At 43.2% G+C, this 26,673-nt stretch carries 23 protein-coding genes and 7 tRNA genes; 11 read left to right on the top strand and 19 right to left on the bottom strand.

Annotated elements, in window-relative coordinates; genetic code table 11:
• Positions 1-140: 140 nt before the first annotated feature.
• Positions 141-5,405, bottom strand: a complete 5,265-nt coding sequence (locus tag FXV78_RS07845) for a leucine-rich repeat protein (protein WP_023924152.1) — start codon at positions 5,403-5,405, stop codon at positions 141-143.
• A 327-nt stretch (positions 5,406-5,732) separates the two neighbouring features.
• On the opposite strand from FXV78_RS07845, the gene FXV78_RS07840 reads away from it, so the two are divergent.
• The 9 genes from FXV78_RS07840 to FXV78_RS07800 are packed head-to-tail and all read left to right on the top strand — an operon-like array spanning position 5,733 to position 14,267.
• Positions 5,733-6,044, top strand: a complete 312-nt coding sequence (locus FXV78_RS07840; RefSeq protein ID WP_004843881.1) for a hypothetical protein — start codon at positions 5,733-5,735, stop codon at positions 6,042-6,044.
• A 3-nt stretch (positions 6,045-6,047) separates the two neighbouring features.
• Positions 6,048-7,091 carry a V0D/AC39 family V-type ATPase subunit gene (locus tag FXV78_RS07835; RefSeq protein WP_004843882.1) on the top strand — a complete coding sequence of 348 codons (1,044 nt, stop codon included), beginning with the start codon at positions 6,048-6,050 and terminating at the stop codon, positions 7,089-7,091.
• The gene (locus FXV78_RS07830) at positions 7,091-9,040 is read left to right on the top strand and encodes a V-type ATP synthase subunit I (protein WP_004843883.1); all 1,950 of its coding nucleotides are present in this window, start codon (positions 7,091-7,093) and stop codon (positions 9,038-9,040) included. Before FXV78_RS07835 ends, FXV78_RS07830 begins: the two co-directional genes overlap by 1 nt.
• A gap of 15 nt (positions 9,041-9,055) precedes the next feature.
• Positions 9,056-9,490, top strand: a complete 435-nt coding sequence (locus FXV78_RS07825; RefSeq protein ID WP_004843884.1) for an ATP synthase subunit C — start codon at positions 9,056-9,058, stop codon at positions 9,488-9,490.
• 1 nt (position 9,491) lies between these two features.
• Positions 9,492-9,800 (top strand): V-type ATP synthase subunit F, encoded by a 309-nt coding sequence (locus FXV78_RS07820; protein WP_004843885.1) that lies wholly within the window; start codon positions 9,492-9,494, stop codon positions 9,798-9,800.
• 29 nt (positions 9,801-9,829) lie between these two features.
• On the top strand, positions 9,830-10,417 hold the full coding sequence (locus tag FXV78_RS07815; RefSeq protein ID WP_009245392.1) for a V-type ATP synthase subunit E: 588 nt from the start codon (positions 9,830-9,832) through the stop codon (positions 10,415-10,417).
• Positions 10,410-12,176, top strand: coding sequence for a V-type ATP synthase subunit A (locus tag FXV78_RS07810; protein WP_009245393.1), 1,767 nt, complete (start codon positions 10,410-10,412; stop codon positions 12,174-12,176). The genes FXV78_RS07815 and FXV78_RS07810 overlap by 8 nt, the downstream gene beginning before the upstream one ends.
• A gap of 15 nt (positions 12,177-12,191) precedes the next feature.
• Positions 12,192-13,625: a V-type ATP synthase subunit B gene (locus tag FXV78_RS07805; protein WP_004843888.1), complete on the top strand. Its 1,434-nt coding sequence runs from the start codon at positions 12,192-12,194 to the stop codon at positions 13,623-13,625.
• A gap of 12 nt (positions 13,626-13,637) precedes the next feature.
• Positions 13,638-14,267, top strand: a complete 630-nt coding sequence (locus FXV78_RS07800; protein WP_004843889.1) for a V-type ATP synthase subunit D — start codon at positions 13,638-13,640, stop codon at positions 14,265-14,267.
• A gap of 51 nt (positions 14,268-14,318) precedes the next feature.
• Here FXV78_RS07800 and FXV78_RS07795 read toward each other — a convergent pair whose 3' ends face one another.
• The 9 genes from FXV78_RS07795 to FXV78_RS07760 all read right to left on the bottom strand — a co-directional run bounded on the left by FXV78_RS07795 (position 14,319) and on the right by FXV78_RS07760 (position 21,982).
• On the bottom strand, positions 14,319-14,687 hold the full coding sequence (locus FXV78_RS07795; RefSeq protein WP_004843890.1) for an amidohydrolase family protein: 369 nt from the start codon (positions 14,685-14,687) through the stop codon (positions 14,319-14,321).
• Positions 14,688-14,716: 29 nt separating this feature from the next.
• Complete coding sequence (locus FXV78_RS07790) at positions 14,717-14,980, bottom strand: hypothetical protein (protein WP_004843891.1); 264 nt, start codon at positions 14,978-14,980, stop codon at positions 14,717-14,719.
• The gene (locus FXV78_RS17860; RefSeq protein WP_004843892.1) at positions 14,950-15,102 is read right to left on the bottom strand and encodes a hypothetical protein; all 153 of its coding nucleotides are present in this window, start codon (positions 15,100-15,102) and stop codon (positions 14,950-14,952) included. The genes FXV78_RS07790 and FXV78_RS17860 overlap by 31 nt, the downstream gene beginning before the upstream one ends.
• A 61-nt stretch (positions 15,103-15,163) precedes the next feature.
• The gene (locus FXV78_RS07785; RefSeq protein ID WP_004843893.1) at positions 15,164-16,888 is read right to left on the bottom strand and encodes a hypothetical protein; all 1,725 of its coding nucleotides are present in this window, start codon (positions 16,886-16,888) and stop codon (positions 15,164-15,166) included.
• Positions 16,889-16,981: 93 nt separating this feature from the next.
• Complete coding sequence (locus FXV78_RS07780) at positions 16,982-17,872, bottom strand: KilA-N domain-containing protein (protein WP_004843894.1); 891 nt, start codon at positions 17,870-17,872, stop codon at positions 16,982-16,984.
• Between the two features lie 15 nt (positions 17,873-17,887).
• Positions 17,888-18,466: a type IV toxin-antitoxin system AbiEi family antitoxin domain-containing protein gene (locus FXV78_RS07775; RefSeq protein WP_009245395.1), complete on the bottom strand. Its 579-nt coding sequence runs from the start codon at positions 18,464-18,466 to the stop codon at positions 17,888-17,890.
• A 67-nt stretch (positions 18,467-18,533) separates the two neighbouring features.
• A complete protein-coding gene (locus FXV78_RS07770; RefSeq protein WP_004843896.1) occupies positions 18,534-20,276 on the bottom strand; it encodes a S8 family peptidase in 1,743 nt (580 codons plus the stop codon).
• Complete coding sequence (rbr, locus tag FXV78_RS07765; RefSeq protein WP_004843897.1) at positions 20,277-20,882, bottom strand: rubrerythrin; 606 nt, start codon at positions 20,880-20,882, stop codon at positions 20,277-20,279.
• A gap of 83 nt (positions 20,883-20,965) precedes the next feature.
• Complete coding sequence (locus FXV78_RS07760; protein WP_004843898.1) at positions 20,966-21,982, bottom strand: glycosyltransferase family 2 protein; 1,017 nt, start codon at positions 21,980-21,982, stop codon at positions 20,966-20,968.
• Positions 21,983-22,123: 141 nt separating this feature from the next.
• On the opposite strand from FXV78_RS07760, the gene FXV78_RS07755 reads away from it, so the two are divergent.
• Positions 22,124-23,347, top strand: a complete 1,224-nt coding sequence (locus FXV78_RS07755; RefSeq protein ID WP_004843899.1) for a 6-phosphofructokinase — start codon at positions 22,124-22,126, stop codon at positions 23,345-23,347.
• 165 nt (positions 23,348-23,512) lie between these two features.
• Here FXV78_RS07755 and FXV78_RS07750 read toward each other — a convergent pair.
• From FXV78_RS07750 to FXV78_RS07720, 7 genes are all read right to left on the bottom strand, one after another.
• Positions 23,513-23,593, bottom strand: a tRNA-Leu gene (locus FXV78_RS07750).
• A 49-nt stretch (positions 23,594-23,642) separates the two neighbouring features.
• Positions 23,643-23,715: transfer RNA gene (locus tag FXV78_RS07745), tRNA-Lys, on the bottom strand.
• A gap of 34 nt (positions 23,716-23,749) precedes the next feature.
• Positions 23,750-23,821 (bottom strand) — tRNA-Gln (locus FXV78_RS07740).
• 53 nt (positions 23,822-23,874) lie between these two features.
• Positions 23,875-23,948 (bottom strand) — tRNA-His (locus FXV78_RS07735).
• A gap of 5 nt (positions 23,949-23,953) precedes the next feature.
• Positions 23,954-24,027, bottom strand: a tRNA-Arg gene (locus FXV78_RS07730).
• 51 nt (positions 24,028-24,078) lie between these two features.
• Positions 24,079-24,149, bottom strand: a tRNA-Gly gene (locus FXV78_RS07725).
• Positions 24,150-24,153: 4 nt separating this feature from the next.
• Positions 24,154-24,228: transfer RNA gene (locus FXV78_RS07720), tRNA-Pro, on the bottom strand.
• Between the two features lie 181 nt (positions 24,229-24,409).
• Between FXV78_RS07720 and FXV78_RS07715 the strand changes: the two genes are divergently transcribed.
• Positions 24,410-25,735 (top strand): alpha-amylase family glycosyl hydrolase, encoded by a 1,326-nt coding sequence (locus FXV78_RS07715; RefSeq protein WP_004843901.1) that lies wholly within the window; start codon positions 24,410-24,412, stop codon positions 25,733-25,735.
• Positions 25,736-25,826: 91 nt separating this feature from the next.
• On the opposite strand, the gene FXV78_RS07710 is transcribed toward FXV78_RS07715, so the two are convergent.
• Together FXV78_RS07710 and FXV78_RS18960 are read right to left on the bottom strand one after the other, a co-directional pair.
• Positions 25,827-26,375: a Fic family protein gene (locus FXV78_RS07710; protein ID WP_330365723.1), complete on the bottom strand. Its 549-nt coding sequence runs from the start codon at positions 26,373-26,375 to the stop codon at positions 25,827-25,829.
• Positions 26,372-26,629, bottom strand: a complete 258-nt coding sequence (locus tag FXV78_RS18960) for an antitoxin VbhA family protein (RefSeq protein ID WP_009245416.1) — start codon at positions 26,627-26,629, stop codon at positions 26,372-26,374. Before FXV78_RS18960 ends, FXV78_RS07710 begins: the two co-directional genes overlap by 4 nt.
• Positions 26,630-26,673 lie beyond the last annotated feature (44 nt).

The raw sequence follows: 26,673 nt of genomic DNA, 5'->3' as shown, positions 1-26,673 counted from the left end.
AAACCAGAATATACCAAAATAAAATTCTTATAAATATTTTTTTCTATACAAAATTTCCGCCTGACCAGACGGAGATTTTATTTTCCCTCGTTTGCTCAGGCGGATTTAAAACTGTTTACAGAATCTAAAAACTCTGCTCTTTATTTTATTGTAAGGTAGAACGTTACCGAAGTCATATCACCATACTGCAGCATCCGATATCCTTCTTCTCCCTCTTCCAGTTCATAGCTTGCCGGCAGATTTTTTACCATAGACAGATCAAATCTAAATTCTCCCGTCTCAGTTCCTGTATGTGTCCACTGTCCGGTACGAACACGGCCGTCAATAAATACCGTATAATTTACTGTTGTCGTGCGTTCTTCTACTTCCGGCTCTAATACTTTCACATAAACATCAAAACTGCTGTTGTTTCCAGCTGCATCGTATGCATAGAAGCGAACTTTATATTCACCAGGTGTCTTGGATGTAAATGGCTGATATCCATCCAGACCGTGTTCCAGACCCCATTTGTCTACTTTAAATGCTGCTGTGCCGGAATTATCTTTTACCCACTCCGGTTTTGTGAACATCTCTGTCAGCTGTTCTTCTGTGTACTCTTCTCCCTCATTCAACGGGATCTCTCTCTTATATCCCTTTGCTGCTTCAATGGCTGCATAATCAATCACCGGTGCTTCTTTGTCAATGTTTGTAATGCTAAATACATACGCATCTCCTGTCACTCCTGTTGCACTTGTCAGGGTAACGCTGTATTCTCCACTTGCAGTAAATACTTTTGTGAAGGTTCTCTTATTGACTTTCTTCCATCCTTCCGGTGTTGCACAGTCTACAGAGGTCTTGATCGTCACAGTTACATCTTTCTTGGTCCAGTCTGTGATATCCTGTGTCAGTTCTACCACTGCCGGTTTTGTATTGTCGATGCGTTTTACTTCTACAAACTGCGGTTCTGATACATTGCCTGCAAGGTCTGTCACTGTAAATGCTTTGTCTTTCCAGTTTGCTGTAAAGGTCTTCACATAGACATAAGTTCCGTTTTCCTGGCCTTTCAGAGACCATCCTTCACCCGGAAGCTGGATCTCTTCGCTTGTCTCAAGACGTACTTCTTTGGACTGTTCCAGTTTACTGTTGTCCACGATCCACTGGAATGTCGGAGCAACGGTATCATAGTGGAATGTCACTGTCTTTTCATTTCCTGCCTGATCTACAACAACTGCTGTATTTTCTCCTTCTTTTACACCGATTTTTTCGATGTCTGTCAGGTATTTGTACTTGCTGTTGATCTCTGTAACTGTATCATTGACCTTCAGTTCTTTGACACCTTCTGTATCGTGCACTGCGATTCCTGTGATCTTGCGGAAACGATCTCCATTTCCTTCGCCTTTGACGCTTACATTCGGAGCCTGTTTGTCAATGCCTGCTACCGTGTAGGTCACTTCTTTCTGCTGATTGTCATTGGAAACTACCGTAACGCTATAGGTTCCATTCTGGCTGTAAGCTTTTGTCAGCACGGTATCGGATACGCGAGTCCATCCTTCAATATCCTGAACAGGTTCGTTTGCTGTCAGAGTCACGGTCACATCCTGATTTGTCCAGATTGTTTCGCCTGCTTCATCCACATTTGAATAAGATACGGCAACATCCAGATCCACTGCCGGTTCGCTCCACTGTGCATACAGCGTCATATCTTCTGTTACAACTGTGTTGGCATCCACCGGTGTTCCTGTTCCGTCTTTTGATGTATTCCATCCACTTAAGATCTTGTCTCCATTTTCAAATGTAGTCGGGAATCTGCTCTCTGTGATCGCTGTACCGCTTACCACATATGCGTACATCTTATCCCAGCTGTTCACTCCATGATAAGTCAGCAGTTTCTGCGCATTATCAATCACGCGAAGTCCGCCCCATTTTGTATCTCCTGAATTTTTAAATGGTTTGCTCAGATCCAGATTCGGCAAATATGCTCCAAGAGAACCGTCTGGAACTTTCACATAAGCATCGGCATGTGTTGCAAAAGAACCATCAATTGTCGGTGGTGTTGCTGTTTCAATCGTAATATGCAGTTCTCTCTTACCATTTGGTTTACCAACAAATGCCCTGGATCCAATACTTGTGATCGTAGCAGGGAGTGTTACATCCTCTACCAATGTATGTTCGAATGCTGACGCTCCGATCGTCACAACACTTGGCATTGTTACTGTCTCTAATTTCTGAGCTCTTGCAAATGCACTTGCGCCAATTTCTGTCACTGCAGGAAGTTCAATACTCTCAAGTCTCGCTGTATTTGCAAATGCTCCGGCTCCAATCACTGTCACATTCGGAATGGTGACACTTTCCAGATATTTTGTATCCTTAAAAGCGCTTTCTCCAATCTCTGTAAATCCTGCCAAGGAAACTGTCTCCAGACTGGATTTTATGAATAACTCAGCCGGTAATACTGTCGTTGCTGTTCCTTCTGCACCAATCAGCTCCAGATCTCCGTCCAGATTCATTTCCAGATTTGTCAGTCTTGTCATACTCTTCAATGTTGCAAGATCGTCCTGGGTTACTTTTCCGGACTCAATCACCAGAGATGTAACTCCTTCTGCTGTCGTATTTGCTTTTTCTACTACTTTTGCAAGAGTTTCTCCACCGAGAGACTCTCCGCCATTTACTTTTGCAGTGATATGAATCTCTTCTGCTTTTTCTCCGATCACCGGATAAACGGTCATTTCTTCTGATACAACCGTTTCTGCTGTCACCATATCACCGGAACCATCTTTCTTTGTATTCCAGCCTTTAAGTTCTTCGTTTTCTTTCAAGTTCTTCTGATCATCTTTATGCAGAGCCGCCAACTTATCTGCTGTGATCGTCTGGCCTGTTGCTACATATGCATACTGATCTGCCCATGTGCCACATTTTGCCTTATATTCCACCAAAGAAGAGCCTTCTTCTCTTAAATACAACGAATTCCAATTGATATCCTGTCTCTTCAGTACTTTCGCTACATCAGCCTTTGGATTTACCTGAGCTACATATGCAGCAAGCGCTCCCTGAGGTACTGTCACAGTAGCCGGCCGTGTCACACTAGATACACCGGTAAATGCCGCACTGTCAACAGTCGGTGGAGTTGTTGCCAAAATTGTAATTTTAGCACCGCTCTTATTTCCATTTTTACAAATTCCAAATCGAATATCTTCAATATTTTTAATCGTAGCAGGAAGTGTCAGGCTATCAAGCGCATCTGTGTATTTAAAGGATCCTTCTCCCAGTGTCTCGACTGCATTCATTGTCAGACTTTCCAAACGCTTACATCCATTAAATGCATTAGCTCCAATTGTCTTTGCACTGGACAGATCTAATGTCTCTAACCATGCTCCCAAGCCAAAAGCACTTGCTCCTACTGTAACAACATCTGGCATATGAATCGTTTCAATAGAGTCATATGCTTTTAATCCTCCATTGTAAATTTCTGTAATACCGCCCAATGTGAGTGTTGTCATATCTGCGCGGCTGCTTCCGGCACGTTTAGGTGCAAATTCAATCACTGCGGTATCTTTACTTAATACAGTTGTAGGCTGTCCATCCATTCCGATCAACTGCAGATTGTCTCCAACATTCATTTCGAATGTTTCAAGTCTTGAAATGCTCTTCAAATAAGCCAGATCTTCCTGTGTTACTTTTCCGGAATTGATTGTCAAGGAAGTCACCGCATCCACAGCTACACCAGATTTTTCAACTGCTTTTTCCAGGCTCGCACCGTCAACAGCTGTTCCGTTGATCGTTGCATTGATATGAACTTCTTCCTGAGGTTCTGAAAGTTTGATTCCATACCATGTATTCTGCTCTGCATTATATCCAGGACTTGCCTTATATGCATCTAACGCACCTTCCGGAATCACAAGTTTCAGATTATCTACGACACCTTTTGCAAATTTCAACTCACCGGCAGAAATACTCAACGACGGAGGTGTTGCGCCTAATTCCAGCGTCTTTAATGCTCCTAAATATTTAAACGCATCATCATCAAGCTCTGTAACAGCCGGAAGTTTTACTGTTTCTGTCGTACTATTGCTCATATTACCAAACAATGGACCATTCACTACTTTTAATGACGGCAGGTTTAATTCCGCCAATCCATTCACTCGGTTCAAAGCAGTAGTATGCATTTCTTCCAGACCAGGTGCTTCAAAACTGATTAAGCTTCTGCACATTCCGAATGCATTCATTCCCATTCCTTTTACATTTTTTCCAAGATATACTTTTTCTATGTTATATCCCGGATACGATGCATAAAAAGCATTCAATGGAATGGCATCTCCACTGAGTCCCCGTAATTTGACATCGTCACCAATACTGAATTCTTTCAATGTCCACTGAAGACGATTGAACTTTTTCAAATAATCAAAATCTGCATCACGAATCACACCGCTCTCAAATTTTACGCTCGTTAATTCTGTTAATTTTGATTGTTCTACAACTTCCTGAAGACTCATTCCTTTGTACTGTGTTCCGTTCAGGCTAATCGTGCATTCTGTCTCTACTTTTTCTACAGTAACGTCGATGTATGTATTATAGGTTGTATTTCCCAATTTATAATTGGCTGATACTTTTCCTTTTCCAGCACTAACTGCTGTCACAAAACCGTTCTCATCCACCTTCAGAATACTACTGTCCTGAACTCTCCATTTTACGGTTCCGCCCGCTTCTTCAGCTTCCTGCGTCAACTCATATCGGAACTGCTGAGTCTCGCCTTCTTTCATCGTGGTGGTCTTACCCTCTTCCGGTAAGATTTTAATCGGATTTACCAGAGTCACTTCTTTTGTTGCAGAGTAAACATTGATTTCTCCGGCAGAAGCATATTTTCCTTCTGGATTATCATAACTTTTTACTACCGTAACTTTTACATCACTTGCATCGACTGGTTCAAATGTAATATCAGTACTTGCTCCATCTGCAGTCTCTGCAATTGTACCATTATATGCAGTCTGCCAACTGCCAGTTTCTCCATTTTTCACTTCAATTTTAATTTCTTTCCAGATTCCGGCAGCTCCTGTCTTCTTTCTAGTATATTCCACTTTTCCAATCTTATAGGTTCCGCCCAAATTCCATTCTATCGTATACGGACCTTGATGTGTGTTATAATCGGTATGCCATCCTGTATTAACATCCCCATCAAATGCCAGATTTGCCGGGCCTTCACTCCATTGCATCGGCGTATTCTCAGAGCTTGCCTGCACACTTTCCTTCATTGGTGCCTGATCCAGCTTTGTATACTTGTAGGAAATCGCTTTTGTATCTCTCTGACCCAACTGATTATCCGGCTGCTTTGTCGGCTGTGCATTGCCATCCAGCGCAAAAGCTGTTGGCACAGAAGTCATTGTGACTGCCAGTGTCATTGCCAATGCAAGGCCTTTTTTTCCTTTCTTCATAGTATTCCTCCTTGTTTTGCCCCAAATTTATACTGTGAAAAGAATAGTTTTTCCACAATATACTTATCATTTTTATTATATTTTACCACACCCCCTGTTTTCTAGTGTTTTATTGTTATTTTTATGTAATATATTGCTTTTTGCACTTTATTTTTTCATAGTTTTGTACAAACTATATATTCCAGAAAACAGACAAATATGACTATTTTGATTATTTTCATATGAATTTTTATGAAAAATCATAAAATAATCGACAAAGTGATTGTTTTTTCAGCCAAAAGGTGTATGATAGTGTATTATATATTCTGACTAAAAAGGGGGCTTTTTATGGAGTCTATTATTAACAAATTGACGGAGATCGAATCTGCCGCATCTGCGATCGCAGAACATGCGGAACTTCAAAAATCCGTCCTGGATAAAGAATATGAAGAAAAGCGAAAGCAGTTTGATCTGGATCTGGAACAAGAGACACAGGCACATCTGCAAAAAATCCGGGAAGCTCTGGAAGCAGATACGCAGACTCTCTTAGATCAGCAGGCAGAATCAAACGACAGTTGTGTACTTGCACTCAAGAAAGAATACGAAAGCAGGCACACACTTTATGCACAGGAAATTTTAAAACGAATCACAGAGGTGTAACATATGGGAAACTTACTCGAATACAGTGGGATCATCACCAAGCTGCGTGCCATGGAAGCCAGACTGCTCACAGATGAACAGTTTGAGGAGATATCAGCTCTTACAAGTATCACCGAACTGGTTTCCTATTTAAATGCAAATTCTTCCTATCAGGATGTACTTCAGGATATGGATGAGACCATGCTGCACAGAGGCAACATCGAAAAAGTGCTGATTCTCTCGCTGTACCACGATTACACAAAGATTTACCGTTTCTGCGGACCGAATCAGAGAAAGTTTTTAAAACTTTACTTAAAGCGGTATGAGGTGGATCTGATCAATTACTGCCTGCGCATTGTCATCAATCATTATCAGGAACCATTTGATCTGAACCACAAGAAACCGTTTTTTGACAAATACTCGCAGATTTCCATTGAAAAGCTGATCACCTCCAGAACAACGGACCAGCTCGTAGAAAATCTGAAAGGCACAGAGTATTACGAACCGCTGAAAAAACTAAAAGACAGTCAGTCTGTCACCCTGTTTGATTACGATCTTGCGTTGAACCTTTATTATTTTACCGCCATGTGGAAAGAGCGCAAAAAGTTTCTGAAGAAAAAAGAACTGGAGCTTTTCACCAGAGACTGTGGCTCCAAGATTGATCTGCTGAATATGCAGTGGATCTACCGGGCCAAAAAGCATTTTAATTTGAAGGAAGCCGATATTTACTCCCTTTTGATCCCGATTCATTACCGGATTTCTGTGGAGCAGATAAAAGCCATGGCAGAAGCATCTAATATGGATGAATTTTTTGCTGTCCTTCAAAAGACGCCATACGCAAGACATTATAATTTTGAACAGGACTTAACGATCGAGCAGATGTATGAGGACTGCCTGTACCATCTATATACAGCTGACCGGAGACAGAATCCCTATTCGATTGCTTCGATCAACATGTATCTCTTTTTAAAAGAAGAAGAACTTCGAAAACTGACCACCGCCATGGAATGTATCCGTTACGGATTAAATTCTGGCGAGACTTTAGGATATGTTGGAGGAAAGATTTAATGATTGTAAAAATGAAATTCATCAATATATCCGGCCCAAGAAATGATATCGACCGGGTGACAGATCTCTATCTGTCCAGATATGAGATCCAGCTCGAATCTGCTTTGTCGGAATTAAAAACTGTGGATAATCTCCGGCCGTTCGTGGAGATCAATCCTTACAAGGATGCACTTGGCAAAGCCGAAGAATTCGCCGGATATCTGGAGAATGCCGATGAAATTTCCCCGGATACCTCTCTTGGTCTGGATGATATTTTCGAACTGATCCGCACTACAAATGAGGCGTATCTCAAGATCCAGGCAAAGAAAGAAAAGCTCAAAAAAGAAACAGAAACACTTGCAAACAAGCAAAAGCTCATTGAGCCATTTCGTCCGCTGGACGGAGAACTGGACCGGATTCTGCGCTACAAATACATCAACTACCGGTTTGGACGGATTCCGGTAGAACAATACGGCCGCCTGGAAAAATATCTGATCGATGATCTTGGTGCAATTTTTGTCAAAGGAGAACAGGACGAAAGCTATCTCTACGGTGCATATTTTGTTTCACCCGGAGAATCTCAGAAAGTGGATGCTGTATTCCGTTCCCTGCATTTTGAAAAGATCACCATTCCGGATGAATACACCGGAACACCGGCAGATGCCTGCCAGAAACTAAACCGTCAGATTGCCGATATTTCTCGAAAAATTGAGGATCTAAATAAAGAGGCAGCCGACATGCTTGTCAAAAAAGCCCCTCAGATCGTAGCTGCAAAGCAGCGTCTGGAAGAGCTTGCCCACAATTTCGATGTCCGGAAAATGGCAGCCCGGATGGAAGATCAGAAAGAAGACTACTACATTTTATGCGGCTGGATGTCAGAAGACGACGTTGCCCGCTTTATGGAAGAAGTCAAGGATGATGACAAGGTATTTGTTGTCGTGGAAGAAGACCGGAACACTTATTTTGGAGATCCTCCGGTCAAGCTGCAGAACCCGAAGCTGTTCAAACCATTTGAAATGTTCATCGGCATGTACGGACTTCCTGCTCACAACGAGATCGATCCGACTATTTTTGTTGCTGTCACCTACTCCTTTATTTTCGGAGTTATGTTCGGTGATGTGGGGCAGGGACTGCTGCTGTTGATTGGTGGTTTTCTGATCTATCATTTTAAGAAAAAACCGCTTGCCGGAATTATTGCATGTGCAGGTGTATTTTCTACAATCTTCGGATTTATGTTCGGAAGTATTTTCGGGTTTGAAGATATCATAGAACCAATCTGGCTAAGGCCGATCGATCACATGACCACACTGCCGTTCATCGGTAAGCTGAACACTGTATTTATCGTGTCCGTAGCGTTTGGTATGGGGCTGATCATCCTCGCCATGATCCTGCACATCGTCAATGCGCTCCGGTCTCACGATGTAGAAAATGCATGGTTTGACGCAAATGGAATGGCAGGCCTTGTATTTTACGCTTCCGCAGTGGCAACGATCGTACTTTTTATGACAGGACACAAGACACCGGCAGGAATCGTCCTTGCAGTGATGTTCGGCATTCCGCTGCTTCTCATTCTGTTCAAGGAACCTTTGACGCGGAAGATCCAGAAACGCGCAGACAAGATGGAAGAAGGAAAGGCAATGTTCTTTGTACAGGGATTTTTCGAGATTTTCGAAACCTTGCTGAGTTACTTTTCCAACACCCTTTCTTTCGTTCGTATCGGTGCATTTGCCGTCAGCCACGCTGCCATGATGGAAGTCGTGCTGATGCTCGCCGGCGCAGAATCCGGCTCCCCGAACTGGATCGTTGTCGTATTAGGCAACCTGTTCGTATGCGGTATGGAAGGCCTGATTGTAGGAATTCAGGTACTCCGTCTGGAATATTATGAGATGTTCAGCCGTTTCTATAAAGGAAGCGGAAGAGCTTTTGACCCATATACCAAAACTCAAACTACAAAAAAGAAACGTTCTTAAAGGAGGATTCCAATTATGACACTTACAACAAAACTTATTCTCATCGCAGCACTGATCTTAAGCATTATCATCCCATTCGGATACTATCTGATCGGGGAAAGGAACCGAAAAAAATACAAACGTGCCATCGGAACGAATGTCTTTTTCTTCTTTGGCGCATTCGTGATTACTTCCATCATGATGTTTGCAGGCCCACAGGTACAGGCCGCTGATGCCGCAGCCGCTTCCTCTTCTTTGTCCACCGGACTCGGCTATCTCGCAGCTGCTTTGGTTACCGGACTTTCCTGTATCGGTGGTGGTATTGCCGTTGCAAGTGCAGCCTCCGCTGCTTTAGGCGCAATCAGCGAAGACTCCAGTGTACTCGGTAAATCTCTGATTTTCGTAGGTCTTGCGGAAGGTGTTTGTCTGTACGGACTGATCATCTCCTTCATGATCCTTGGTAAACTCTAAGATGAAAATGTTTCTTATCAGTGATAATGTCGATACTTACACGGGAATGCGCCTTGCAGGTGTGGACGGTGTCGTCGTACATGAACGAAAGGAACTGCGAGAACAATTAGAAAAGGTTCTGCAGGACAAATCCATCGGCATTGTACTTCTGACCGAAAAATTCGGACGGGAATTTCCGGACATTCTGGATGAATTCCGTCTGGATCGAAAAATCCCTCTGCTGATCGAAATCCCGGACCGGCACGGAACGGGACGCAAAAAAGACTTTATCACCTCATATATTACCGAAGCCATCGGACTGAAATTGTAAGGCAAAAATTTTTAAAGGAGGAGATCCTCTTGACTTTAGAAGAAAAGATCAACCATCTGCGCACGACTTCCATGGAAGAAGCAAGAGCCGAGAGCAATGCCATTATTGACTCTTACCGTGATGCACTGGAAAAAGTATTTGAAGACCATAAAATTGAAGCAAAACGACAGATGCAGACTCGTATCAAAGCGGAAACTGTTAATGCCAGACAGCAGAAAAACCAGGCAATGGCGCGCGCCCAGCTGGATTTAAAACGCCGCCAGGGCCGCATTCAGCAGGAACTAAAAGACAAGATCTTTGAGGAGGCATACGCCCTGGTAAATGATTATATGAAAACCGCAGAATACGATGATTTTCTGCTCCGCTGTATTCACAATGCGATCGTATTCGCAAACGGAGAAGAGATGACGATCTATCTCAATCCTTCAGATGAGGAAAAGCGTTCTTCTCTGGAAGATGCCACCGGCATCCACCTGACGATCAGTGCGGAAGACTTTACAGGCGGTATCCGTGCCGTCATCCGCAGCCGCAATATTCTGATCGATCATTCTTTTAAGACCGCACTGCGCAACGAATACGACAAATTCTTATTCTCAGGAGGTGACAGCATTGTTTAAGACTGGAAGAATTTATGGAATCAACGGGCCTGTCATCTATTTGAAAGGCAATACCGGATTTTGTATGTCTGAAATGGTATATGTAGGACGGGAAAAGCTGGTCGGCGAGGTCATTGCACTGGATAAAGACATGACCACCATTCAGGTCTACGAAGAAACAACCGGACTTCGCCCCGGCGAAGAAGTCATTGCAACGGGAAATCCGGTGTCTGTAACACTGGCGCCCGGAATTTTAAACAACATTTTTGACGGAATCGAACGCCCTCTGGAGCGGATCGCAGAATCCGGGGGAGCGTTTATCACCCGCGGTGTTTCCGTTGACTCTCTGGATAAAGAGAAAAAATGGGCCGCCCACATCACCGTTTCTGTGGGAGACTATCTCCACGGCGGAGATATTTTCGCAGAAGTACCCGAAACTCACGCGATCACGCATAAATGTATGGTACCGCCTGATCTGGAGGGAACCGTGATTCAAATCGTGGAGGACGGAGCGTACACAATTGAAGAGCCTTTGATCACACTGGAACTTTCCAGCGGAGATCAAAAACAGCTTCCAATGGCACAGCGCTGGCCAATCCGTACTGCCCGCCCGACAAGCCATCGTTTTCCGGCTTCAATCCCACTTGTCACCGGACAGCGTATCATTGATACCATGTTCCCAATCGCCAAAGGCGGAACTGCCGCCATTCCCGGCGGATTCGGAACCGGAAAGACCATGACACAGCATCAGATTGCCAAGTGGTCTGACGCTGATATCATTATCTATATCGGATGCGGAGAACGTGGAAACGAGATGACACAGGTTCTGGAGGAATTTGGAGAACTGATCGACCCAAAGACCGGAAATCCTCTGATGGACCGCACTACACTGATCGCTAATACTTCCAACATGCCGGTTGCTGCCCGTGAAGCCAGCATCTACACCGGTCTGACACTGGCAGAATACTACCGGGATATGGGATATGATGTAGCGATCATGGCGGACTCCACCTCCCGCTGGGCAGAAGCTCTGCGTGAGTTGTCCGGCCGTCTGGAGGAGATGCCGGCAGAGGAAGGTTTCCCGGCTTATCTTGCATCCCGGCTGTCCGGATTTTACGAGCGCGCCGGCATGATGCACAATTTAAACGGGACTGACGGATCTGTCACCATCATCGGAGCGGTCTCTCCACAGGGCGGTGATTTCTCCGAGCCGGTCACACAAAACACCAAACGATTCGTGCGTTGTTTCTGGGGACTGGACAAAAGCCTTGCCTATGCAAGACATTTCCCTGCCATCCACTGGCTTACCAGCTACAGTGAGTATCTAAATGACCTCTCGCCCTGGTATCAGGACAATGTATCGCCGAAATTCGTGGACTATCGAAACCGCCTCATGGCGCTGCTGAATCAGGAGAGCAGCCTTCTGGAAATCGTCAAACTGATCGGAAGCGATGTGCTGCCGGACGATCAGAAACTGATCCTGGAAATCGCCAGAGTCATCCGTCTGGGATTCCTTCAGCAGAACGCATTCCACAAGGATGATACCTGCGTATCCATGGAAAAGCAGTTCAAAATGATGGATACGATTTTATATCTTTACAAACAGGCACGCGCACTGGTAACGATGGGACACCCCATGTCCGTCCTCAAATCGGAAAATATTTTCGACCGCGTCATCGCCATCAAATATGATGTACCGAACGACCGGCTGGAATTGTTTGCCCAGTATCACCGAGACATTGACGCATTTTACCAGCATGTACTGGAAAAGAACGCATAAGGAGGGATTTTGCTCATGTCAATCGAATATTTAGGACTCAGCAGCATTAACGGCCCTCTGATCGCTCTGGAGGGCGTACAGGGAGCTTTCTTTGACGAAATCGTAGAGTTTGTCATAGGTGGATCCGAACGCAAGATTGGACGAATTATCGAACTATATGAAGACAAAGCTGTGATTCAGGTCTTTGAAGGCTCTGAGAACATGTCTTTGAAAAATACACACACACGACTGACCGGACATCCGATGGAAATCGCACTTTCCCCGGATATGCTGGGTCGTACATTCAACGGAATCGGAGAACCCATTGACGATCTGGGTCCCATTGTTTCCAAGCTGAAACGAGATGTCAACGGCCTGCCGCTCAACCCGGTCATGCGGGAATACCCGCGAAACTATATCCGAACCGGAATTTCTGCAATCGACGGACTGACCACCCTGATCCGCGGTCAAAAGCTGCCGATCTTCTCCGGAAACGGACTTCCTCATGACCAGCTGGCAGCCCAGATCGTAAAGCAGGCGTCTCTCGGAGATGATTCCGATGAAGAATTTGCCATTGTATTTGCCGCCATGGGTGTCAAACATGATGTTGCCGACTTCTTCCGCAGAACTTTTGAAGAAAGCGGCGTTGCCGACCACGTTGCCATGTTTCTGAACCTCGCAAACGATCCTGTCGTGGAACGTCTGATTACGCCGAAGGTTGCACTGACCGTGGCAGAATATCTGGCATTTGAACAAAATATGCACATTCTGGTTATCCTGACTGATATGACTTCTTTCGCTGAAGCCATGCGTGAGGTTTCCTCTTCTAAGGGAGAAATTCCAAGTCGAAAAGGATTCCCGGGATATTTGTACAGTGAACTTGCTGCACTTTATGAAAGAGCCGGTATCGTACAGGGTGTCAACGGCTCCGTGACGCAGCTTCCGATCCTGACCATGCCAAACGATGATATCACACACCCGATTCCTGACCTGACCGGATACATTACCGAAGGACAGATTGTTCTGGACCGCACCTTAAACGGACAGTCCATCTATCCGCCGATCAGTATCCTGCCGTCCCTTTCCCGTCTGATGAAGGACGGAATCGGAGCCGGATACACAAGAGAGGATCATCAGGATCTGGCAAACCAGTTATTCTCTGCTTACGCCAAAGTAGGCGATGCAAGAAACCTGGCTTCTGTTATCGGAGAAGATGAACTCTCCCCGATTGACAAACAGTATCTGGCATTCGGAAAAGAATTTGAAGAGAAATATATCGGGCAGGGTCCGGAAGAAAACCGCACCATGGAAGAAACCCTGAATCTCGGATGGGAACTTCTGGGCCGTCTTCCAAAAGAAGAGCTGGACCGTGTGGATACGAAGATTCTGGATAAATACTATCATCCAACAATTTACGATGACACCACGACTGCCACATCCAGTCCGGGCTCCATCGCAAATCAGAACTAAAGGAGGGATTCTATGGATCCGCGTACATTTCCTACCAAAGGGAATCTCATGCTTGCCAAAAATTCCCTCACCCTTGCAAAACAAGGCTATGAACTGATGGACAAAAAACGAAACATTCTGATCCGGGAACTGATGGACCTGATCGATGAGGCACGAGATATCCAGGATGAGATCGACAGCACCTTTACCTATGCGTATCAGTGCCTGCAGCGTGCCAATATCGAGCATGGTATCAACATGGTCTCTCAGATTGCCTATACCGTTCCGATTGAAAACTCCATCACCATTCAGACCAGAAGTATTATGGGAACCGAGATTCCCCACGTAAAATACACCCCTTCCGTGCCTGCGCCGACCTACGCTTTCAGTACAACCCGCGAGAGCGTAGACCTGGCTGCAGATGCATTCCGAAAAGTAAAAGATCTGACGGTAAAACTTTCCATGGTGGAAAACGCAGCATATCGCCTTGCCACTAACATTAAAAAGACACAGAAGCGGGCAAATGCGCTGCAAAATATCACCATTCCAATGTATACGGAACTGGTTTACAATATCACCAATGCACTGGAAGAAAAAGAACGGGAAGAATTCACACGACTGAAAGTCATTAAGAGAATGAAACAGAAAAAATCGGGAGGATGATACTTGAAACAGGGGGACTGTCGGAATAGGCAGTCCCTTCTTCATATCTGCTTACTGCAACCCTGACATTCTTAAAGCATTATATTTACAAATATTTTCAGCTTCTTCTTGTGTAAAATCCATTTGTCCCAAAATATCACAATATGTATCGTAAATTTCTATTGCACGTATGCTTCTGCTATCGGGATAATCTGTTGCGAATACTAACTTTTCAACCCCTAAAGAACGCAAAACTATATTCGTATTTTCTATGCCCATTCTATCCACCAAATCAGGTAAGACCGCTGATAAATTAAAGTATGCATTTAATCCATATAATTCTTCATATTGGAATCCACCCAAATGAGCAATTGACAATCTAAGGTTTGAATATTTTCCAACTACATTTCTAATCCTGGCAGGAGAACATACATCATCCAATAATTTCTCCCTTGGATAAGAATGGAGTTCTATGAGAATTTTATGATCATTCGCATATTTTTCATATTCTTATTCACTGCTTCCACTGCTGGTTCCATAGAAAGCATATATGGATCATTAAATGGCATAATAAAAGCACATTCAATATTATATGTTTTCATTATTTTTTCATAATCATCTATAGAACCATTCACAATAAATCTTCCGTCATAATCTATATTAGCATCTATGACATCCTTTGGAGTCAAGTGAATATGTGCATCTATTTTAGGAATTTTTCTCCAGTCAACCATATATTTTCTCTCCCCGCTTTTCTCCTGTCTGATATCTCTTCAACTCTTCCAGTTTTCCTGTTTCCATGCATTACCTCATAATATGTCAGTCCCTTGTTTTCTTTTTTTTGAAGCATTCCCATTTTACTCTATTCTCCATTTTTAATTCATGAAATATCTTTCCAGACAAACTCCCCGACACCTTCACTTTACATCAAAATAGTATTTCATCTCTTTCTGAAACGAAGAATGTCTTGGATATTTTCTTTTATACTCCGCAAAAATTTCTTCTCTGGCTCTCGCCGTTCCCATATCTTCCTTGATTTCTCCTACCATTGCCAGCAAAACCGCAACTTCTGCGTATTGATTTCGATGCTTTCCTGACACGATTGCATCCGCTCTGCTATATACCGTTTTTTCCGCCCAAGACAGAATACTCTTCTTTTCTGCCTGTTCGATCGGGTAATACGCTTTCCATCTCTGAAAATAATTCCAGAATACACTTACCTTATGCAACTGGCTCTCTTCTATTATTTCCTGCTCAAATCCCATTACACAATCAGCATCTTTCATATCTGGGAATCCAACATAATTCGCAATACTCCCCGCGGCTTTAGAGGGCAGAGATTTACTATATAAATAGAGCAAAAACAACCGAATTCCATAGCGAATAAAAGAAGAACTCCATCCCAGAGAACCCGCCGGATTTTTAGATGCTGATTTCACAGATATAAAATCCCCCATATAAAAACTAAGAAAATAATAACTATAACCATCTATGATATTCCGGTGCAGTTCTGTATTCCTTATATCATTTTCACAATTTCCCCTGATTCTGTTTTTAAGCACTTCTTTTCCACGCATTCCATATTGCGCTGCCATTTCCTTTGTCCCAAACAGACGCAGAAAATTTTTCTCTGTTGACTCTGAGCAGAAACACTCCCAGCAAAACTTCATCATTTTTTCTTCATGTCCAAGACGGAATGAAGCATATGCGGCTTTCAAACATATCTCTGCTCTGATCTTCAATTGTCTGTTAACCTTCTCAAGAACTTTTTCCCCTGTTTTTTCTATCTTTTCATAATCCTGTGCTTTGCCATACACATCCATAGCAGCAAGATAAAGCGAAGGGTGTACTGCTGCACTTTCATCTGCAATATGGACAAGTCCGTCTATTCCCTGAGAATACAAGACTGCATCTTTTAAAAGCCGCCCTGCGATATCACCCTGTTTGTTTTTCAGAAGAACGATCCAATCCTCCCAGAATTGTTTCTGATCCTTCAGCGCTTCCCTTCCAACATGGAATATCTCTTCCATATGCAGGTTTTTAAAAGCAGAATGATTGAAATACAGATAAAGCATCTCTGCCCTTTTTTCCTTTTTCAACACCTGATAATTCGCATATAAGGTTTGTAATGCCAGCTGTTTCATATCTGTGGCAATAATACCATTCTCCGCCAGTGTATCCAAATCCACAAATTCCCCATCTTCATAATCCGTACCCACTTCCATTTCCCACAGCCACTCATAAATAGAATTTGCTTCCTGATAACGCCTGTCATTGATACAATCATTTGCAAATCGCATCATAAACATGATCTTATCCCCAATCTGCTGATTATCATAGTACTCTATTATCCATTCTCTATCCCAGTAATCGTCCCCGTAGTCCTCATATTCTTCTGTATCCAAATATAATTTACCGTCCTCTATCTGCTGCTTCCATTCTTCAATCTGCAACATTTTTTCATCAACAAATCCTTGGGCCATCAGACTCTGAGGCGAAATATCGGCAGTATTCTCTTTCTCTGTACATTCTGTAATCAGATGCTGCAGATATTCATACTGCTCTTTCGACAGCCGCTTCGCTATCTTTTCTATGATTTTCTGTAACTCTTCTTTTGTCAGCTCATCCAATTTCAGGTTCATCTTCTTTTCCTCCTCTCAAGAACTCCAAGTTTTTTTCTTTTATTATTGTCAGCATAACATATATTTATATATTTCAACAGTCTCTATTATTTCTCATGGCAGGCTCTCCTCCACGCACAATACCCCCGAGGATGTTACGTTATTGTCACAGCTTTCTATCCTTTTTATCTGCTCTGCTGTATTCAAAACATTTAATTGATATTCAGCAATTTCCTGTAAACTCTTAAATCGTTCTTCTTTCCCTTTTCTTTCTTTAATCATCTGTGCATTATGAGATTCCAGATTAGAAAGTACTGTCAATTCATTAATAGTTGCAAAATCTCTGACATTACTCTTTTTTGCTAATTCTGGATTAGCTTCTCTCCATGCTTTCGCTGTAAATCCAAATAGTGCCACATTTAATATGTCTGCTTCTTCTGCATATGCCAACCATTGTAGATTTTCCCTATAATTTATCTGTGGAAGCAAATAATTCTTCACTGCATCTGTCTGAATCAAATAATTACTTTTGCTGAGAAAACGTTTCGCATTCCATTCTATCTGTCTCGAGTTGTTTTCTTCTTCCTTCAAGCGTTGGAATTCTTTTATTAGATATAATTTAAACACCGGACTAATTGCAGCTGCAAACTCAAAAGCAAGATCTTTATGGGCGTAGGTTCCTCCATACTTTCCACGTTTTACATATAATCCTATAGCGTTTGTTTTATTAATCCATTCAGAAACACTGGGAGTAAATGTCAATAATCCCGCTTGCTTTTTAAAGTGTTCAGATTCGAACACTTTAAATTCCGGATTATATATTTGTTCCCATACAGACAGATATTCTAATGTTCCACGATTTCTCAACCAATTTCGCACTACATCTGCCGCTCTGGCAGAATTTGACTTTGCCTTTGCAATATCTGTAATGCAGATATAATCATCTAATTCTTCTTTTGAAATAGTAATTTTTACATTTTGAACATCTATAATTCTGTTCTTCATGCGTCATATCCTCTCTTACAATCCTCGTTTTATCTGTAGTACTTCTGCATATTTTAATAAACGATTATACAAATATTTATTTTCCTTTATGTTCTTTACGATCCCTACTTCTATTTCTGTTTCTCCTTCTAAGCGATACAAGTCACAAACTGAACGTTCAATATCATAAATATTATATGTTCCAAACTCCGTTTCTTGTTTTCTTATTCCAATATTAAAATTTCTATTTGAAAAATAATGCCTTTGTATCATAAAGTCCATTTTCATCATACTTCGATCTGTTCTTTCTGTAGCTACAGATAAATAATCTGGTTCAGCAGACAATACTCCCTGATAGTAAAGTGCACTATTCATACAAATAACTGCATCAGGATTGCTTAGACTCACTTCGATACATTTATAATCAAACGGCTTCTTACATTGTTTACCTGAAAGCCAATAATGTCCATAGCACACCTTTTGTAAATAACCTTCATTTACTAAAGTGGAAATCTGACGATTGGAAAATCCTTCTGCCAAAAGATTTTTTGTCTCTACATAACCTCTGTATTTTCTATATAATGTTTCAATTTTTATATATGTATTCTCTCTCATATTTTCTCCAATGCATTTCTTATTACACACATTATTGCATTTTCCCTTACACATGTCAATGTCATTTTTAAAATGGCAGGCTCTCCTCCACACACAGCACCCCATACCCCAGCTGATTATTCGGCCACTGCTCATACCCCGGCAGATGTCTTGCCCCTCTTCTCAGATACGCTTTCACCTTCTCCCCATACAGATATGGATCATTCCCGCGGATAATTCCCCACTCCATCAACAATGCCGCACTTCCTGTCACAAACGGCACTGCAAATGAGGTACCTGAATATTCTCCGTAACCGCCTCCTGCCTTGGCTGTCGTTACCCGCACTCCCGGTGCTGCAAGATCGGGCTTTTGCACCCACATCTCTGCATTCTTCTCCAGTGCGCCGCGTCCGGAAAAATCTGCATAGGAAAAACTTCTTGCATCGTAAGCTCCCACTGTTACTACTCTGGATGCAGTTGACGGAATGGTAAGTGTATCACTGCTCACAGGGTTTAAAAAAGCTGTGCCCTGATTCAAAACACTCTGACTCGGAAGCCACATCTGATAAATTCCCGTCACAACTTTTCTCGGAGTCAACACAATCTGCCAGACTCCACTGTCAATATAAGAACCCGTTGGGATGAAATCAAAATAAATCTCCTGATTGGTCTGATATGGACTTGGTTTGCCATAGTAAAGCAGGATTTCTGTTCCCCCGATTCGAAATCTCTGCGTTCCGAGCCTTTCGGAAATTGGCCCTACACGAACCCCTGACGGCCCGATCACCGAAATATCCACCTCATCTACATAAGATTTCCAGAGCTGTACATTCAGAGCAGGTTCTCTCTGCTGCACTCCCAACTCTACTCTTTGCTCTTCCCGCTCTTTTAACATGCCGGAAGTATGCCCTGCGGATGTTCCCTCGTTTCCGCTCCCAACACAGATCACACTTTTCCAGTAATTCGACATATCATCCAGATACCGCTCCAGAAGCGATGTTCCCTCATGGGAACCGTATGTATTTCCAAAACTGATATTGATCGCCACCGGCATCCGATATTCCAACGCCTTTCTCAATACATAGTCCACCCCCTGCATCAGCTCTGTTGTTCGCGGAAACCCTCCCTGTCTCGGATTTCCCAGCTTCACGATCAAAAGCTCACTTTGGGGCGCCACTCCCATATAAATACCCCCCACACTGCCTCTTCCGTTTCCTGCCGCAACCCCTGCAACAGACGTGCCATGCCCGGATATATCCCGGCTTGGTACGATCTGCTCCTGTCTGGCTTTTACCTGCTCTGACAAAGCTGCATTGATCTGTTCCTGTGTATATTCCGTTCCCAGAAAATACCCCTCTGGCGGATTGCCCGAAATACTCTGATCCCACAATGCACGAATTCGGGTTGTTCCATCCGGATTCCGAAAATCCGAATGAGAATAATCAATCCCACTGTCGATCACTGCCGTAAGAATGCCCGCCCCAAACAGCTTCAGGGGTGCTGTTTGTACCGGAAGAATGCAGGAAACTCTCTTTCCGTTCGCCGCTTCAAAAAACAGCCGTTTCGGCTTCTCAATATATTCAATCTCCGGAATCTGTGCCAACTGCTCTATCCGGGATTCCGGCACAGTCAGAATTGCATACTCATTCGATAATTCCGTAACAGAAGAGGCGATTTCACGAACCGCCTCCAGATTTCCCGAATATTTGATGATCAGATCCCACTCCTGATCCAAAGGCTGATACCCAACCTCCAGCTCCAGTGATTTTTCACGCTCCTCACTCGTAGCGTCCAACGCAAGATTCAAAAGATTTTCTGCTTTTTGGCTCATCTATTTCCCGGCTCCTTTATAAGGTGCATATTCATATGGAAGAAAATATCCCTTCTCGTGACGGCACACCGGACATACAGATGGTGCCTGCTTCCCGTCATGGATATAACCGCAGTTTGTACAGATCCACCGTCCTTGTTCTTCCCGGCTGTAATAGGTGCCGTTTTCCAGCATTTCTGCGATTTTCTGAAATCGCTCCTGATGGGTATGCTCAATTTCTGCAATCTGGAAGAATGTAGACGCCGCCTCAAAAAAACCTTCTGCCTTTGCCGTACTTCCAAACGCAGGATACACATCTTCAAATTCTTCCTTTTCATTATGCTCCGCTGCTCTAAGAAGCTCTTCTAATGTATCCTGCTGATCCACCGGATAGGTCCCGTCAATCTGGATCGTGCTCCCTGTAAACTCTTTCAGCAGCTCATAAAACCGCTCTGCATGTGCCCGCTCCTGATCTGCTGTATACAAAAACACGTCCGCAATGGTATACATCCCCTTCTCACGGGCTTTTTCTGCTGCAATCGTATATCGGTTTCTCGCCTGACTCTCCCCGGCAAACGCCCGCATCAGATTTTCCTTTGTCTCGCTTTCAAAAAAATTACCAGTCATGATACACACTCCTTTTTCGTTTCATAAAAGTAGTATGTATCATAACTGGCAAAATATGCTTCTGCTTCTTAAATTTTACGAAATCAGTTAAATCCGATCAGTCTTCTCGCCACACTGTATGCCATAGAAGAAACTTTTCTTCCTGATTTTCCCGGAAGGTTCATGGTCTGACCGAGAATTCCATATCGGATCTTCACATATGTCCGATAATCTTTTTTCTTCAGATATACCCACAGCTCTTTCTTTTTCTTCAGATTCTCATTCACCTTGGAACGAATACATAAAATCGAAGATACTGTCATCATAATAGCAAGATAATTGATCATATATTTTCTGAGCTTTTTACTCTCTACCATACGTAATTCATACATAGAGATCATAGATTTTGTTACATAAATCTGCTGATCGATGCGGCTGATCATCACTTTCTCATTCACAGACTGATCCTCTCGTCCGATAAAATAGCGATAGAAGTCCACATCCATATAGTATAATGTCCGAACATGAGGAAGCGGGTAATATACATAGATATTATCCACGTAAAACGTGTGCTTCGGCAGCTTCAGCTGACAGAGTCTCAACATCTCGGTCCGGTAGATCACGGAATGCATGAGAATATACTGGTCCAGATGGAAGCTTCCGATATCATCCCAGCGGAACACCTGATTCTGCGGAAGTACATTGCGGTAATGAATGACTTTTTTATGTGTCATCCCAACTTTCTCATACACATAATTAGAAATCAACATGTCTACTTTAGAATCTGCATCCACAAATCCCTTCACTGCACTCAATATCTTCAGCAGAGCCTCTTCATCTACCCAGTCATCACTGTCCACTACTTTAAAATAGACACCTGTGGCATGCGCCAGACCTGTATTGACCGCATCCCCGTGACCGCCGTTTTCCTTGTCTACCGCTTTGACGATCCCCGGATATTTTTCCTCGTATTTTTTTGCAACCTCGCTTGTCCCGTCTGAGGATCCGTCATTAACTACAATAATCTCCACATCTTCTCCTCCGGGCAGGATCGACTGAATTGCTTTTTCCATATATGCCTCTGAATTATAGCATGGAATTGCAAAAGATATATATTTCATGTCTACACTCCTTTTCTTCAATATAGCAATTATACTGTACTTTTATTATTTTTCCAACCATTTTATTGTAAAATACCACTCCTTCCTTTATAGTATTAGGGAGAACACTTATTTTTATAAAAGATAAATTGGAGGAACACTATGAAAAAAAATGCAGTTGTAGGACAATCTGGCGGACCGACTGCCGTTATCAATGCAAGCCTTTACGGGACTGTATACGAAGCATTAAACCGCGAAGACGAGATTGGCACTGTTTATGGGATGATAAATGGAATTGAAGGATTTTTAAATGATCAGGTCATGGACATGGCGCCACTGGAAGAATCAAAAGAACTGGAACTGATCCGGACCACACCCGGCTCATATCTTGGCTCCTGCCGATACAAGCTTCCGGAAGATCTCAACGATCCGGTTTATCCACAGCTTTTTGCACGCTTCGAAGCATACAACATCGGATATTTCTTCTACATCGGAGGCAATGATTCCATGGATACTGTCAGCAAGCTTTCCCGCTATGCCGAAAAGATCAGCAGCGACATCCGTGTGATCGGAATTCCAAAAACAATTGATAATGACCTTGTCGAGACAGATCACACACCGGGATTTGGAAGTGCCGCAAAATACGTCGCTTCTACTGTGCGGGAGATTGCTATCGACGCATCCGTTTATGACAACAAAAAATCCGTTACCATTGTTGAGATTATGGGACGCCATGCCGGATGGCTCACTGCTGCCAGCGCACTGGCCAGAAAGTTCGAACACGACAACCCGGTTCTGATCTACCTTCCGGAAACAGACTTTGACCAGGATGCTTTTATTGAGAAAGTCCGTACGTCTCTGGAGACTACACCAAACCTGGTAGTATGTATTTCCGAGGGAATCCACGACAACACCGGTACATTCATCTGCGAATATTCCAATGATGTCGGAACAGATACATTCGGCCACAAAATGCTCACAGGTTCCGGAAAATATCTGGAAAATCTGGTGAAAGAACGCCTTGGCGTCAAAGTACGTTCTGTAGAACTCAATGTCTGCCAGAGATGCTCTTCTTCCATGCTTTCCAAAACAGACCAGAAAGAAGCCATTGCTTCTGGAGCTTACGGAGTAAAAGCTGCTTTAAACGGAGCCAGCGGAAAGATGGTTGCTTTTGAACGTCTGGACGGAGATGACTATCAGATTGATTATGTTTTAAAAGACGTCAACGTCATCTGTAATCAGGAAAAATGCGTCCCTGCTACATGGATCACTGCAGATGGTTCTGACGTGACAGAAGATTTTATCCGGTATGCTCGTCCGCTGATCCAGGGAGAAGTAACCGTTCCCACAGAAGACGGCGTTCCTAAATTTGCTTATAGAAAGTAGCTATTGAAACAAAAAGAGAGCGGCATTCGCTCTCTTTTTTCTACTGAAATGCATTGTCATCAGAAAGTGTAATCAAGTGTAACCAAAAACAGAGTTCTGAAATACTTAACAAAACTCTTCCCAGACATGCAAAAAAGCCCTGAAAATCAAGGCTTCTTCGTAGTCTGCGGATGACAGGACTTGAACCTGCACGGGATGCCCACTGGACCCTAAAACCAGCGCGTCTGCCAATTCCGCCACATCCGCATATACAATTTTGGAAAAAATAAAACAAGCAAAACTGCTTGTTCTACAATGAGCGTGCGGGGATTCGAACCCCGGACAACTTGATTAAAAGTCAAGTGCTCTACCAACTGAGCTACACGCCCTTATTTTCTTATAATACCCGCTAATCCAGGTAAACTGGGCTAGCTGGATTCGAACCAGCGAATGCAGGAGTCAAAGTCCTGTGCCTTACCGCTTGGCGATAGCCCATTAGTAAACTCAACTATGACACTGCTTAACTAGTGCTTCTTATAAAAGAAAAGGGTGGGTAATGGGACTCGAACCCATGATATCCAGAACCACAATCTGGCGCGCTAACCAACTGCACCATACCCACCATACCGAGCCTGGGGGGATTCGAACCCTCGACCTACGGCTTAGAAGGCCGTTGCTCTATCCAGCTGAGCTACAGACTCGTATAAACTTTATCCCCGTTTATAGGCTCCTTACAGATTACTCTGTAAGAAAGCGGGTGATGGGAATCGAACCCACGTATCCAGCTTGGAAGGCTGGTGTTCTACCATTGAACTACACCCGCGAAGTCGGGGTGACAGGATTCGAACCTGCGACCTCCTGGTCCCAAACCAGGCGCTCTAGCCAAGCTGAGCCACACCCCGTTATTCGCTTTCGTGTCGTTTTCTCCGTGACACAATAGCTATTATACATAAGGGTATACCAATTGTCAACAACAAATTTCAAATTTTTCAAAAAAATTTTTTCGCACCTTCTCCAACCTTTGCGAAAGCCCGAAAATACGCTATAATATCCATATTCTATAAGAAAGCAGAGGTACTTATTATGTGGGCTTACAACGAAACATTTTATCAAATTTACCCGATTGGATTCTGCGGTGCCCCGACTCACAACGATGGCATCTGCGTTCCGCGTATTCTGAAATTGAAAGACTGGAGCAGTTATCTGGAGAATCTGCAGATCGGTTCTGTTCTCTTAAATCCGATTTTCGAATCTGACAATCACGGTTATGATACCAGAGACTTTAAAAAGGTGGACTGCCGCCTTGGAACCAATGAAGATTTTCAGGATGTCTGTGACGATCTGCATAAGCATCATATCAAAATCGTGCTGGACGGAGTTTTCAACCACGTTGGACGCGGTTTCTGGGCATTTCAGGACGTTCAGGAAAAGAAGTGGGATTCTCCTTGTAAAGACTGGTTCTACATCAATTTTGACGGTGACAGTTGTTATCAGGACGGATTCTGGTATGAGGGATGGGAAGGACATTTCGAACTGGTCAAACTGAATCTACAAAATCCTGCAGTCACAGACTACTTATTAGACTGTGTCCGCTTCTGGATCGAAACATTTGATATTGACGGACTTCGCCTGGATGTGGCATACAGTCTGGACCATAACTTTATGCGGAGACTCCGCTCATTTTGCGAAGAACAAAAGCCTGGATTTGTTCTGATCGGTGAAGTACTATTCGGTGATTATAATCTGATTGTAAATGATGAGATGCTGCACAGCTGTACCAATTACGAATGCTACAAGGGAATCTATTCCAGCCTGAACAGCATGAATCTGTTCGAGATCGCACACTCCCTGAATCGTCAGTACGGACCGGAACAATGGTGTATCTACCGTGGAAAGCATCTGATGAGTTTTGTGGATAATCACGATGTCACACGGATTACCAGCATCCTGACAACCCCTGCACACCTGCCTCTGGCTTACGGTATTTTATTCGGTATGCCGGGAATTTCCTGTATTTATTATGGAAGCGAATGGGGCGAAGAAGGTATCAAGACTCCGGACAATGACTATGCGCTTCGTCCATGCTTTGAGGCGCCAAAACCGAATGCACTGACTGATTTCATCCACCGACTGATCACACTTCGGCAAAACAGTGATGCCCTCTGCAATGGAGGATACCGCAATATCTCAATCACAAACCATCAGCTTGTCTTTGAACGCCGTACAGGGCAGGAACGGATTCTGATCGCCATCAACGCGTCTGAGAGCGATTTCACGATCCATCACGGAGAATTGCTCGGAACATTCACCGATCTGCTGAAAAGCGGTTCTGGGAATATCTCACAGACGCTGAATGGCTCTCTGGATCTTCCGGCTTACAGCGTACAGTATCTCAAAGAGATTTCCTGATAAAATTTTTAAGATTAAAAAAATCCGTGTAAACATCCACACTGTCCTGCGATATTTACACGGATTTTTCATAGGTATAAATTCCTTTAAATTATTTTCTGAATTTATATTTTCCTTTTCCGTGACCTGACACAGGCTCAATAATATCCGACTGCACCAAGTTGGAAATGAGTTTGGAAGCTCCTGAGCTTTTCAATTGAAGCAGTTCCATGACAGCGCTTCTTCCAAATACCTCATCAAAACCAAACTTTTCAAAAAGTCGGTGGATATGAACTGTCGTTTCGTGGATATTCTTTTGCAAGTTCGTATAATTCGCTCGGACAAGTGCATTCCTGAAATACCAAGCATGATCCGCAAAAATATCATTCGTTGCAGAAAAACCAAGTGTTCTCAGATACTTGATGAAAAACACCGCTGTTGTTCTCGTATTTCCCTCTCCAAAAATATGGATTTGCCACAGTCTTGAAATAAAAACTGCAAGATGGTGGATTATCTCATCCATTGACAATCCCCTGTAGCTAAAATCTTTCTCCTGCGAAAAATCATATTCAAGGGTAGCTCTCAGTTCAGAAGCGCTGCCGTACATAACGGTTGCCCCATCAAGCACCCATTCCTTTTTCGTAATATTATAATCTCTTATCTTTCCGGCGTGGTTGTAAATACCCCGAAAGAGTTTGCGGTGAATAGAGATCTACTTATTTGGCGAATAAGATTCTGTACTTCTTTTATCGTAATTTTTCCTTCAATATTACGAATAGCAATATCAATCAAATATTTAGATGGTTTCAGTCCGTCAACAGCCTGAAGTCCGATTGCCGTACTCCAAGCGTAACCTTTGCTGGCTTTATCAGGTTCGGACTCTTTCAAATATTCCTCAAACGGATCTTTATCCATATTGCCACCTCGCTTCATAATTTATAATTCACTCTATTTCTTCT

The sequence above is a fragment of the Mediterraneibacter gnavus ATCC 29149 genome, assembly GCF_008121495.1.
Taxonomy (GTDB): Bacteria; Bacillota; Clostridia; order Lachnospirales; family Lachnospiraceae; genus Mediterraneibacter; species Mediterraneibacter gnavus.
The sequence above is the reverse complement of the archived record's forward strand: the minus strand, read 5'-3'. Positions and strand labels throughout refer to the sequence as shown.